Annotated in this window: 10 protein-coding genes; 5 read left to right on the top strand and 5 right to left on the bottom strand. The window is 48.7% G+C overall.

The features are described from left to right. Positions 1 to 5 precede the first annotated feature (5 nt). Positions 6 to 1,466, top strand: coding sequence for a succinylglutamate-semialdehyde dehydrogenase (astD, locus tag COW15_RS02920; protein WP_293629799.1), 1,461 nt, complete (start codon positions 6 to 8; stop codon positions 1,464 to 1,466). Between the two features lie 195 nt (positions 1,467 to 1,661). Then, a complete protein-coding gene (locus COW15_RS02915; protein WP_293629797.1) occupies positions 1,662 to 2,465 on the top strand; it encodes a DUF1338 domain-containing protein in 804 nt (267 codons plus the stop codon). A gap of 75 nt (positions 2,466 to 2,540) precedes the next feature. Here the strand turns inward: COW15_RS02915 and COW15_RS02910 are convergent, their stop codons facing one another. The 4 genes from COW15_RS02910 to crp all read right to left on the bottom strand — a co-directional run bounded on the left by COW15_RS02910 (position 2,541) and on the right by crp (position 5,585). Beyond that, positions 2,541 to 3,869 (bottom strand): ATP-binding protein, encoded by a 1,329-nt coding sequence (locus COW15_RS02910; protein WP_293629795.1) that lies wholly within the window; start codon positions 3,867 to 3,869, stop codon positions 2,541 to 2,543. Further along, the gene (locus COW15_RS02905) at positions 3,866 to 4,540 is read right to left on the bottom strand and encodes a response regulator transcription factor (RefSeq protein ID WP_293629793.1); all 675 of its coding nucleotides are present in this window, start codon (positions 4,538 to 4,540) and stop codon (positions 3,866 to 3,868) included. The genes COW15_RS02910 and COW15_RS02905 overlap by 4 nt, the downstream gene beginning before the upstream one ends. Then, on the bottom strand, positions 4,521 to 4,868 hold the full coding sequence (locus COW15_RS02900; protein ID WP_293629791.1) for a hypothetical protein: 348 nt from the start codon (positions 4,866 to 4,868) through the stop codon (positions 4,521 to 4,523). The genes COW15_RS02905 and COW15_RS02900 overlap by 20 nt, the downstream gene beginning before the upstream one ends. An 81-nt stretch (positions 4,869 to 4,949) precedes the next feature. Next, positions 4,950 to 5,585, bottom strand: coding sequence for a cAMP-activated global transcriptional regulator CRP (gene crp, locus COW15_RS02895; protein ID WP_011070954.1), 636 nt, complete (start codon positions 5,583 to 5,585; stop codon positions 4,950 to 4,952). Positions 5,586 to 5,986: 401 nt separating this feature from the next. On the opposite strand from crp, the gene COW15_RS02890 reads away from it, so the two are divergent. Further along, positions 5,987 to 6,766 carry a tetratricopeptide repeat protein gene (locus COW15_RS02890; protein ID WP_293629737.1) on the top strand — a complete coding sequence of 260 codons (780 nt, stop codon included), beginning with the start codon at positions 5,987 to 5,989 and terminating at the stop codon, positions 6,764 to 6,766. Between the two features lie 73 nt (positions 6,767 to 6,839). Here COW15_RS02890 and thpR read toward each other — a convergent pair whose 3' ends face one another. Beyond that, positions 6,840 to 7,397 (bottom strand): RNA 2',3'-cyclic phosphodiesterase, encoded by a 558-nt coding sequence (gene thpR, locus COW15_RS02885; protein ID WP_293629735.1) that lies wholly within the window; start codon positions 7,395 to 7,397, stop codon positions 6,840 to 6,842. A gap of 172 nt (positions 7,398 to 7,569) precedes the next feature. Between thpR and COW15_RS02880 the strand changes: the two genes are divergently transcribed. Both COW15_RS02880 and hrpB read left to right on the top strand, forming a co-directional pair. Continuing rightward, on the top strand, positions 7,570 to 9,789 hold the full coding sequence (locus COW15_RS02880; RefSeq protein ID WP_293629733.1) for an EAL domain-containing protein: 2,220 nt from the start codon (positions 7,570 to 7,572) through the stop codon (positions 9,787 to 9,789). 83 nt (positions 9,790 to 9,872) lie between these two features. Continuing rightward, entirely contained in the window at positions 9,873 to 12,368 is a 2,496-nt protein-coding gene (gene hrpB / locus COW15_RS02875) for an ATP-dependent helicase HrpB (RefSeq protein WP_293629731.1), read from the top strand. The last annotated feature ends 36 nt before the right edge of the window (positions 12,369 to 12,404 follow it).

Here is a 12,404-nt window from a genome sequence, read left to right as displayed (position 1 = left end):
AACCAATGACACATTATATTCAAGGCCAGTGGCATGCTGGCAAGGGTCATGACGTGACCTCAATTAACCCTGCCAATGCACAAACTATTTGGACGGGTAAAACCGCCACAGCAGAACAAGTGAACGCCGCCGTAGATGCCGCGCGCGCCGCACAGTTTGATTGGTTTATGTTAGGTTTCGATGCGCGTTTAGCCATAGTCGAAGCGTATCGCAGCCAACTCGAAGCCAACAAAGCGGAACTGGCTGAAACGATTGCCCAAGAAACCGGTAAACCCCAGTGGGAAACGGCGACCGAAGTCGGCGCCATGATAGGCAAGATTGCTTTATCGGCGGCGGCTTACAACAAGCGTACTGGCACCGAGGCCAATGATACGCCAGCGGGACGCGCGGTGATCCGCCACAAACCCCACGGTGTTGTGGCCGTATTTGGCCCCTACAACTTCCCCGGTCATTTGCCGAACGGCCACATAGTCCCTGCGCTGTTGGCGGGAAATACTGTGATTTTTAAACCTTCTGAATTGACGCCTAAAGTTGCCGAGCTGATGGTTAGCCTATGGGATAAAGCGGGTCTGCCTGCTGGCGTGCTCAACTTAGTCCAAGGTGAGGTGGATACGGGTAAAGCACTGGCTTCTCACCCGCAGCTCGATGGTCTGTTCTTTACCGGCAGCTCACGCACGGGTCATTTTTTACATCAACAATATGCCGGTCATCCAGGCAAGATTTTAGCACTGGAGATGGGTGGCAATAACCCACTGATCATTAAAGGTGTGCAGGATATTAAAGCTGCCGTGCACGATATTTTGCAGTCGGCTTATATCTCATCTGGCCAACGTTGCACCTGTGCGCGCCGTCTATATGTAGAGCAAGGCGAGCGGGGCGATGCGTTGATTGCCATGTTAGTCGATGCGGTCAAACAGATTAAAGTCGGTCCTTGGAACGCGCAGCCACAACCTTTTATGGGCTCAATGATTTCTGAAACTGCCGCCAAAGGTATGGTAGCGGCGCAGGCGAATTTAGTGAGTTTAGGTGGCGTGCCTTTAGTCGAGTTAACCCATTTAGAAGCGGGTACGGGCTTAGTGTCTCCTGGGCTTATCGATGTGACTGCTATTGATGTCTTACCGGATGAAGAATACTTTGGCCCGCTGCTACAGCTAGTGCGTTATAGCGATTTTGATCAGGCGATCAAACTGGCTAACCAAACGCGTTATGGTTTGTCTGCGGGAATACTCGCCGATAGCCGTGAAGATTATGACTATTTCCTCGCGCGCATTCGGGCCGGAATTGTTAACTGGAACAAACAGATCACTGGCGCATCGGGCGCGGCACCTTTTGGTGGCGTCGGCGCTTCGGGTAACCACAGGGCGAGTGCCTTCTATGCCGCCGATTACTGTGCTTATCCTGTGGCTTCGGTCGAGGCCGATACGGTAAGTCTACCTGCGACCCTAAGCCCAGGTTTGAGTCTATAGGCGTCTTAGTTATCAATAAAATCAATTGATTGAAGTAAACAGGAGGAAGGGCGAATGCTCTTCCTTTTTTAATAACAAGCAGTAACCTTATGTAGACTTTTACTGTCAGACATAGTGGCAGTAGTCGTTAAGTCGTTACATCAGTGCTGCGGCAAACCCTATGAATCGCCGCGGGCACCGTAAGTGGAGTTTTTTATGCACACAGATATTAATGCGTTGTTTGCCGCTTTATGGCAAGACTATATTCAGATGACCCCTTCAGCGGCGAAAGTACACGCACTACTCGGTGATGGTAAGGCGATCATCAATGATCATATCGCCCTGCGTACTTTCAATATCGCTAAGGTGAATTTGGATGTGTTGGCGGCGCATTTCACCTCACTGGGCTACGTTGCTTGTGGTGACTATCAGTTTGAACAGAAGAAATTAATCGCTAAGCATTTTGAGCATCCTGACTCAACCCAGCCTAAAGTGTTTATCTCTGAGCTGCTGGTGGAAGAGTTTAGCCCTGCGCTACAAGCGACCATTCAAGGTTTAATCGCCCAGGTGGATGACGCTGCGACGACGGCGGATAATTTTATCTATTCGGGTCGCCATTGGTCATTGGATTATCAAACCTATCAAGATCTGTTGGCCGAGAGTGAATACGCCGCTTGGGTGGCCGCGTTTGGTTACCGCGCGAACCATTTCACTGTGTCGGTCAATCATCTCGACGGTTATCATTCGCTGCAAACGGTAAATAACACCTTGAAACAGGTGGGATTTGTGCTTAATTCTGCCGGCGGTGAAATTAAGGGCTCGGCCGATGTGTTACTCGAACAGTCATCGACTATGGCCGATAAAATTGCGGTTGAATTCACCGATATGACGGTGGAAATCCCAAGCTGTTTCTACGAATTTGCCCTGCGTTATCCAAAGGCGAATGGTGAGCTTTATACCGGTTTTGTGGCCGCCTCTGCCGATAAAATTTTTGAAAGCACAAACGTGAATAAAGTCTAAATTATTAAGGTGTTACCTAGAGATGTGTATAAAAACGCCATCCTTTGATGGCGTTTTTATATGGGGTAAACTGGGTTAGCTGAAGCGCAGTTCGATCCCAAGTCCGCCTAGGCGAGCGCTATGGTTAAAGTTAAGTTCAATACCATATTGCTCGGCAATCTCCTTCACTATCGATAAACCTAAACCGTGTCCCATCACAGATTCATCGAGCCTTATGCCCCGTTGGGTGAGTTTATCCAATTCATCACCCGCGACACCCGGCCCATCATCGTCGATATAAAGCAAGATCCGTTCCTGCTGACGGGATAGCTGTACGTTCACTCGGCTCTGGGCCCACTTAAAGGCGTTATCTAACAGATTGCCTAGGAGTTCCATGCCGTCTTCACGGTGGATGGGCAGACGCAATATAGTGGGATCGATCTCAAACTCACAACTAATCGACTTATGCCGATGAACCTTATGCAAGGTGTTGGCAAGGCTGTGTAAGTCCCTTGGGATCACCAATTGCGCAGCGGGAAGCATGTCGCCGGTGATCCTTGCCGCGGCGAGCTTACGTTCGACCATTTTATGGATAGCATCCAGCTGTTGCTGTAGGGCAATAGCGGTGTCGGGGTCCCTAAGACCGAGGGCCTCAACCTGCTGCTGCATCACGGCTAATGGGGTTTTCAGCCCATGACTTAAGTTGCCTAAATTATTACGGCTACGCTCAATTTGCTTGGCGGTGTATTCGAGCAGCTCATTGTAGGTTTTGGCTAATGGTTGCACCTCGGGCGGGAGATTATTCAACTCTAATGCGTTGATTTCTCCCTCCTGTAGGCGCGAAAGGGCATGCTGTATATGTTTGACGGGTTTAAAGGATTGTCGCAGGATCAAGAAGATGCCAGCGATCATCGCCACGAGCATCACCAGATTGACCCCAAGCTTAGTACCATAGACCTCGCTAAACACCCGTCTACCGATACTCAGGTCTTGGGCCACTGTGAGGGTCGCGGTCACATTGGCACTGCTGGAATTTAACCCTAGGGACAGCAATTGCATATCATTGTTTTTAGGCCCTTTTGCCTGCCATACTCGGGTTTGCTTGGGGGCTAGGGGCTCGATATCTAACTGCATATCCCACAGGGAGCGGGAGCGAATGATCTCTGTGGGTAAGTTAAGTTGGAAATAGCGGCCCGAATAGGCGGGTTTGTAAAAGCTGGAAAGTTGGCTCTGATCTATGTGGATCTCCCCATTGTTGATATGGGTCGCCAACATAATGTGTTCGAGATCTTCTTCTAATCGATTGATAATAGAGTCGTGGAAGGCTTGGCGCAGCATGGACTCAAACAATATGAGCCCAATAACAGTGCCTAACACTAATAAGCCCGTTAACCATAAACTGAGCTTAGTACGGATCGAGATCATTCAATAATGCCGTGGAAGATATAACCTTGACCACGGCGGGTCTCGATGGCGGTTTTGCCAAGCTTTTTACGCAGATGGGTCACATAGACTTCGACTACATTGCTTTCTTTCTCGTCGTCAAATTGATATAGCTTATCGGTAAGCTGTGCCTTAGATAACAATTTCTTAGGTGACATAAGGAAGATTTTGAGTAGCTTAAACTCCATCGCCGTCAGCTCAAAAATGTGCTCGGCAACTTTCACCGTTTGTTCGGCTTCATCTAAGGTGACGCCGCCATAGCTCAGTTGTTTGCTCGAGGTATTCAAGCGGCCGTGGGCGCGGTGGATCAACGCTTGAATGCGCGCCAATAGCTCCTGTGTATGGAAGGGCTTACCTAAGTAATCATCGGCGCCCGCATTAAAACCTTCGACTTTTTCATGCCATTGGCTGCGTGCAGTTAACATAATGACTGGGGTGCTTATCCCCTGATCACGCCAGCCTTCGAGCAGTTCGAGTCCATTACCATCGGGTAGGCCAATATCTAAGATCACGCAATCGTATTGGGTTTCTTTAATGAGGTAATCGGCTTCGAGCGCTTTATCGGTAATATCGGTCACATAGCCAGCGAGTTTGAGTTGTTTCTCCAGCTCAGTGACTAGCATAGGGTTATCTTCAACGAGTAGCAGTTTCATGTTTTCGACATTCGCTCGGTAATACTATGGAGTGCACGGGTTGGCCATTAGTGGCATCGATGCTCAGATTCACTATTTGGCCGCGCTGAACTTTGATTTGTAAATCATAGCGCCATTTATGATCTTCCTGATAGAGATGGGCGTCAATTAGTTCACCTTGGCAAAATTGGTCCACGACGCTAAGGGCGCCATTGAGCGACAGTATTTGGCCAGAGTTAACTAAGGCCTTAGCCTGATAATGTTCTAATTCAATGGGCTCGGCATAAATTATTGTCGGATGCAGCAGCGTGAACAGACTAAAAAAACAGATAAAAAACAGCCGTTTCATTTGTGCTCCCAATAAAAAATGGCCTAGAGTTTATGCTAGGCCACTTTAATGAAGCAGGCTTAAATCAAGCTGAAGACTAACTTAACGGGTGCCGTAAACCACTATGGTTTTACCGTGTGCTTGGATCAGATTCTGCTCTTCGAGCATCTTTAAGATACGACCTACGGTCTCACGGGAGCAACCGACGATCTGACCAATCTCCTGACGGGTGATCTTAATCTGCATGCCATCGGGGTGCGTCATAGCATCGGGCTGTTTTGCTAAGTGCAATAGGGTTTGGGCAATGCGACCAGCCACATCAAGAAACGCTAAATTGCCGACTTTCTGACTGGTGCTTTGGAGGCGATAGGCCATTTGCGCAGACAGTTTCATCAGAATTTCTGGATTAACTTGGATAAGTTGCTTGAATTTCTTGTAAGAAATTTCAGCAATTTCACAGGCTTGCTTTGCACGAACCCAAGCAGTACGCTCGGCTTGTTCTTCAAATAACCCTAGTTCACCGATAAAGTCGCCTTGATTAAGATACGAAAGGATCATCTCCTTACCTTCTTCATCTTTAATCAATACCGCGACAGAACCTTTTACGATGTAATAAAGGGTGTCTGAGTCTTCACCTGCATGGATAAGGGTACTCTTTGCAGGGTACTTATGAATGTGACAGTGTGATAAAAACCATTCCAAAGTTGGGTCCGGTTTTGGCTTACCAATCAGAGCCATGTTGGTGTTCCTCGATTGATTAAAACGAAAGTAAGGATATTCTAAATAAGCATTTTACGTCAATTAAACAGATAAAAACTTGATGAAAGTCTTAGTTTAGAATGAACGAATAAATGCAATTAACTCTCTAAAATTAGAGTTCATTTTGCTACTTTAGTGATTTAAGTCAACTAAATCGGCGTGAAACTCATTGGATTCACCTAACTCTGTAGAGTGAATCACATCTTAGGAATCCTTTTATAACCGAAATAAAGAAAATGATGACCAATGCGGGGGTTCATTTGGGCTATTTTAGTCTTGTCTGCTTCATTTAGTCGTAGGATAAACACGATTATGGCTCGACTTATGGGCTAAATTCAGGCTAACTTTGTTGTGCGGTTGCTTTTGAAAGAGGTTAGGACGTGAAATACAGACAATGGGTTTTAGGTGCAGGTTTAACTGTAGTCGTTGGACTTAGCACGGCGGCACACGCCTTTTCTATCCCACAACCCGCAAATGAAATTGCGGCGAGTAAATTTGTGCATATTCAAGTACAAGCAGCGCAGGGCGATGCCGATGCCCAATTTTTATTGGGGCTGATGTATCTCTCCGGGCGCTTCGTCGCACAGGAAGTGCCGTCTGGGGTGCATTGGATGTCGCTCGCCGCCGAGCAACAACATGAAAAAGCACAACAAACTCTGGCAGACCTTTCCTTTGAAGGACAGTTAGTTAAGCGTGATTTAGCGGTCGCTGAACATTGGTATAAGACAATGGGCGAACGTGGTAGTCGCTGGGCCCAGTTTCGTTTAGGCTTTATTTATGCTTCTGGGGGGGATGGCGTAGTTCGTAATTGTGGTAAGGCGGTCGAGCAATTTACCCAAGTGGGTGATGATGTCGCCCTAGGTAATGTGGCGTGGATCTTAGCAACTTGCCCAGAAGCCGAATATCGAGATGGCAATAAAGCGGTCGAGTTATCCCTACAGTTGCTCAAAGTGAATGAGAACGATCCGACAAACCTCGATAATCTCGCCGCCGCCTATGCAGAAATAGGGGATTTTGGTGCGGCAATTTCGACACAACAAAAAGCCATCGAAGCATTAAAAATGAGCGCAGAGATCACTAAAACTAACGAGTTTATGCAGCGCTTACAGACCTATGAACAAAAGCGCGCCTACCGTGAAGCCGTTCGTTTGCTAGAATAACCCCTCTTCCGTTGTCGATGAAAGATTGTATAGCCCGGATCCGTTCGGGCTATTTTTTTAGATAAATTCAAGCCTATTTCCCAAGTGGCCAAGTGTGTAGTAGGCGATATTCGACTCCCGATTGAGTGCTCGCCGAATGATATAAATGTAGGGCATCGGGCACTAATACTAGTTCGTGAAAGGGCATATTCGGCAATGAGCTTAAGCAGGTCTCCTGGGCTAGGCTGAGATTTTTGGCCTTTCTAAATAAACTGATATGGGGATGAAAGGCGTGCTCACTCACATGCAGCCCTAAATCGCGCACTATGGCTTGGGTTTGCTCGGCCAATAGGGCTAGCTCTGCGCCAACCTCAGTCCCCTTCAAACAGCAGACCTGTGCCTTTGGCCAGAGGGCGATTTGGTGAAGTCGAACACTCAATCGCGGCTTATCTAATACATCAAGAATATTTATCAACTGTTGGCGTTGGGATTCTGTGACTCTACCGAGAAATGCGAGGGTTAAATGGAAATTGGCAGTCGTGACACCCTTGGCCGTTGGATTAAGGCTGCTGGCTAAGATGTGCTGTAATTGTCCCAGTTGCTGCCGCTGTATTTCCGTCGGCGCAAACCCAAGAAATAATCGCTGTAACAAGTGTTTCTCCTGAGAATCGCAATCTATATCTAAAGAATAAGCTATGCTTTTGTTCGATCGTGCTTTTATTATGCAATGGTATTGGCATACAAGCATTGTTTGTGTGAGCTTCTATACTCAATGCATGGCGATAATACTTTAAATAGCGTTTTAGGTAAGGAAATACCTTTACATGTCAGATGGTTTAACAAATTCACTCCAACAGGCACTGGTGACCATTTTTAGCGAAACACCGCTAGAAACCCTAGAGCAAAATGTTGACCGAGCCCTAGAAACAATCACCCTACAACTCCACTGTGATGGGGTGTTCGTGTTGACTGGTAGCCAATCCCTCGATCATTTACGTACCCGCAATCTTTATTTAAAACCGCAATTTACCCAAGGGCAACAGACCCGAGTCTGGCCCCTGGCGAGAATGCCATTTTTCCGCTCCTTGGTACGCAGTCCCCGTCTGTTAAACCTGCCAGATGTCAATACCTTACCTGCGGATGCGCAGGAGGAGCGAGCCCTGCTAAGGGACTGGCATGTTAAGAGTCTATTGGTATTGCCCCCCGTGGTATTCGGTCAAACTCGGATTGCATTGGGGGCGGTAAATTGCTCCGAATGCTGCGAGTGGAGCGATGAATTTATCCATGAGTTTAACCATGCCGCAGTGATGATAGGCTCGGCCATGGAGCTGACCCGCATTGCCCACGATATGCTGGCGAGTGAGCATAAATACCGTGAAGTGTTTAATCAATTGCCCTTAGCCTGTGCCTTACTCGATAAACATAATCAACTGACGATGTTGAATAAGGTGGCGCAGCAGACGTTACCCGTGCAACACGGTTATGATCTATTTTGCATGGTGCGTGAAGAAGAGCATGCCATGTTAATCGATACCTTACATATGGTGCGCGAGGGAGTACTAGGTCAGGCTTGGTGCGAGTTGCCGCTGAAATCAGTGCATCAACTGGATTGGTTGAGGTTAAGTTTTAGTCAGATCCATGGTGATAGGGACACGCTAGTGATGATTGCCGAAGATGTGAGTGAGAAATATCGTCTAGCCGATGAACTCTCCTTTCATGCCAATTATGATGCGCTGACGGGCTTACCCAACCGCTTGCACTTTGAGGCATTGCTCGACAATCTGTTACAAGCCCGGGACGATATGCCCACCTGCGTGGCCTTTGTCGATGTCGATCAATTTCAAGTCATCAATAATGTCAGCGGCCATCAGGCAGGTGATAAGCTATTGTGTCAACTAGCATTACGCCTTAAACAGCTGGTGCGCAAGGGGGATATTGTCGCGCGCTTAGGTGGCGATGAATTCGGCATTTTAATGCATTATAGCAATGTAGATTCGGCGCAGCATATTGCCACTCGGATCTGTACCCAACTGGCTAATCATGAGTTTGTTTGGGAAAACCGTTGCCATAATGTCAGCGTCAGCATGGGGATCGCTAAGTTCGATAAATCGGCGACGGATATCTATACCGTGATGAGCCAAGCGGACGCCGCCTGTCGTCTTGCGAAGGATCAAGGCCGCAATGGTTGGCACTTATACAGCGCCAAAGATCCCAAAATGACCCGTCTGTACACTGAGATGATGGCCTCAGTGGATATCGTCAGCGCCTTAGCCCTCAATCAGTTCGAACTCTATTTTCAAACAATAGTGCCATTAAATCGTCAGGAATCGGGGCTGCATCTGGAAATCCTGCTGCGGATGGTGCAGGCGAACGGCACTATCGTCTCACCGGCAATTTTTTTACCCGCCGCCGAGCGTTATAACTTAGCCTCTAAGGTCGATCTTTGGGTTATTGATAATTTACTCAAATGGGGAAGTTGTCATTTAGATCTTTGGCAACAGTTGGATTTAGTGTCAGTCAATCTGTCCGCGACTTCCTTAGGGGACAGCGAGTTTATGGGTTGGCTCGAAATGCGACTGATGACCGAACCTGAGCTGGTGGACAAACTGTGCATCGAGATCACCGAGACGGCCGCCGTGAGTCAGTTAGATCAAGCGACTAAACTGATTGAGGTCCTGCGTCCTCTCAAATGTAAGTTAGCCCTCGATGACTTTGGTGCGGGTTTTTCAAGTTTTGCTTACCTTAAGCGTCTGAACGTGGATTTTGTCAAAGTGGATGGCCAGTTCGTGATTAACATTTGTGACGATCCCGCCGATCAGGCCATAGTCAAAGCGATCTGCCAACTAGGGCAAGATATGGGTTTCGATGTGGTTGCCGAGTTTGTGGAATCCCAGCAAATAGGCCTTAAATTACAAGCCTTAGGTGTGGACTATGCCCAGGGGTATGCCATCAATAAACCCATGCGGTTATCTGAATTGCACTCGGGGCTGAGCCAACCTTGGTTACTGCCCCAGGATACCTTAGCGGCCTATATCAACCTTTAATCAGGATTCGGTCGGTGCAAAATGGTACTTAAGGCCGATTCTTAGTACACTGGCGGCCTATTTTGGCCTTAGACGTCTGAGCTTTGAACTCTCTACCTATTCATTCTCTGTTAGCGCCGCTGCGCGCCACTTTTTCGACCCACGCCCAAGTGATCCTCGAGGCGCCAACGGGGGCGGGTAAATCTACCGCTCTGCCGCTGGCTATGCTCGATTGGCCTGAAATTCACGGGCGAATTTTAATGTTAGAACCGCGCCGAGTCGCTGCCCGCAGTGTGGCGCATTATATTGCCAGTTGTCGACAACAGAGCGTCGGGCAAGAGGTTGGCTATAGAGTCCGCGGTGAGTCAAAGGTCAGTAGTAACACAAGGTTAGAGATAGTCACCGAAGGTGTATTGACTAGGATGATCCAGCAAGATCCCGAGTTAACTGGGGTTGAAATGATCATTTTTGATGAGATCCACGAGCGGCATCTCACGACCGACTTAGGCTTGGCCCTCGCCCTCGAAGTGCAAAGCTCCCTGAGGGACGATTTAAAGATATTAGCCATGTCGGCAACCCTATCTGGGCTGGCACTCGGTGAGCTTATGCCCGCCGCGGCGATTCTGCAGAGTGAAGGGCGCAGCTTTCCCGTTGACCTTGAATATCGCCCCGTACCCAGCCAACAGCTGTGGTTAGATCATCTTTGCCGCTGCGTGCTCGAGTTAGTCGGCTCGACAAGTGCTAGTGATCATCACGATGTATTAGTGTTTTTACCCGGTAAGGCGGAAATCCTGAAGTCGGCGCAGTATCTGCGTGAACGGCTCGATAGCGCGACTTTTTTAATTTGCCCCCTCTATGGTGAACTCTCGGGGGCCGAGCAGGATAACGCTATTCGAGCATCGCAGGCGGGGAAGCGTAAAATTGTCCTATCGACAAACGTAGCTGAGTCGAGTTTAACCATCGAGGGTATAGGTTTTGTTGTCGACAGTGGTTATAAACGCCAAGCAAGCTTTAACCCTAAAACCGGTGTGACCCGCTTAAGTCTTAAACGGATAAGTCAAGCCTCGGCGACGCAGCGCGCAGGCAGGGCCGGGCGTTTAGCTGCGGGTGTGTGTATTAGATTATGGAGCCAAGAAGAACAAGGGCGGATGTTAAAGGCCGATGAGCCCGAAATTTGCCAGGCGGATCTGGTCTCTATGGCCCACGATTGTGCCTATTGGGGGGCAAAATCCTTTAGTGACATGATGTTATTAACGCCGCCGCCCAGTGTGAATGAAGCCCTAGCCTGGCAATTACTGCAGCGTTTAGGCATGGTCGATGCCCAACATAAACTGACCGCCCACGGTAAGGCCGCCTATGAGCTAGGTTGCCATCCCCGCCTCGCCCATATGTTGTTGGTCGCTACATCCCTCAATGAAACCGAGCTAGGCAGTTTAGCCTGTTTGCTTGCGGGGGTTTTAGAGGCGCGAGGATTACCTCGAAAGGGCGCAGATATGCTGAATTACCTGCACTTTGCCTGCCAGGGGCAAGCGGGGCAACAGGCAAAACAATGGCAGAAGAAGTTAGGATTGACCGCAGACTTATCTAAGGTTGCAACCCAAGCTCACCACAGCGATGTGGGATTATTGTTGGCCTTAGCCTATCCAGATCGCATCGCTAAAGCTCGCGGGGTTGAGGGTTATCAACTAGCCAATGGCACTGGCGTCGTGCTGGCGGCCGAAGATGCGCTGTCGCAAACACCTTGGCTGGTGGTGGCGGATTTTCAAGAAACCGAAGGCAGAAACGCAGGGCGGATCTATTTGGCGGCCAAGCTAGAGCCCAGTTTATTTGATGGGACATTGAAATCCTTGCTCGAGCCGAGCGAACAATGCGGTTGGGACGAAACTAAGGGGCGGGTAGTTGCCGAGCGGCAGTTTAAGATCGGCCAAATTGTCATAAAATCTGAGGTCATAGCCAAACCTGAACGCCCGCAAATTATTGCCGCATTACTGAATTACATTCGTCAGCAAGGTTTACAAATCCTCAATTGGAACGCTAACTTAGAGCAATTCCAGTCTAGGATCCAACTGGCGAGGACGTTAGAGGCTAACGCAGATTGGCCCGATATAAGCGATGCAGCGCTCTTGGAAAGCCTTGAAACATGGCTGGCGCCATACCTCGAAAATGTGAATAATCTGCCGCAATTACAGAAACTCGATTGCTTTAGCTTTGTCGCAAATAGGCTGAGTTGGCAGCAACAACAGGCGCTCGACGCCCTATTGCCGACCTCATGGCCGTTAGCGACGGGGACTTTTGCGCCGATAGTGTATGAGGCATCGGGTCGAGCCTTACTTAGGGTAAGATTGCAGGAAACCTTTGGCATGGCCCAAAGCCCAATGCTTGCACAGGGGAAACTGAAGGTGACCATGGAGTTATTGTCACCCGCCCAGCGCCCCTTAGCCCTAACGGCGGATTTAGCCAGTTTTTGGCAGGGTCCCTACGTTGAAGTGAAGAAGGAAATGCGCGGCCGATATCCAAAACATTTATGGCCGGATGACCCCGCGAATACCTTACCTACAAAATTTACCAAGAAAAAAACCTTGGGTTTATCCCAGTCATAGCGTTTAGACTGCTTTGATTAACAACACTGGCGTGTT

Origin of the sequence: Shewanella sp. CG12_big_fil_rev_8_21_14_0_65_47_15, assembly GCF_002783505.1 — a bacterium.
In the GTDB taxonomy this organism is placed as follows: Bacteria; Pseudomonadota; Gammaproteobacteria; order Enterobacterales; family Shewanellaceae; genus Shewanella.
The sequence above is the reverse complement of the archived record's forward strand: the minus strand, read 5'-3'. Positions and strand labels throughout refer to the sequence as shown.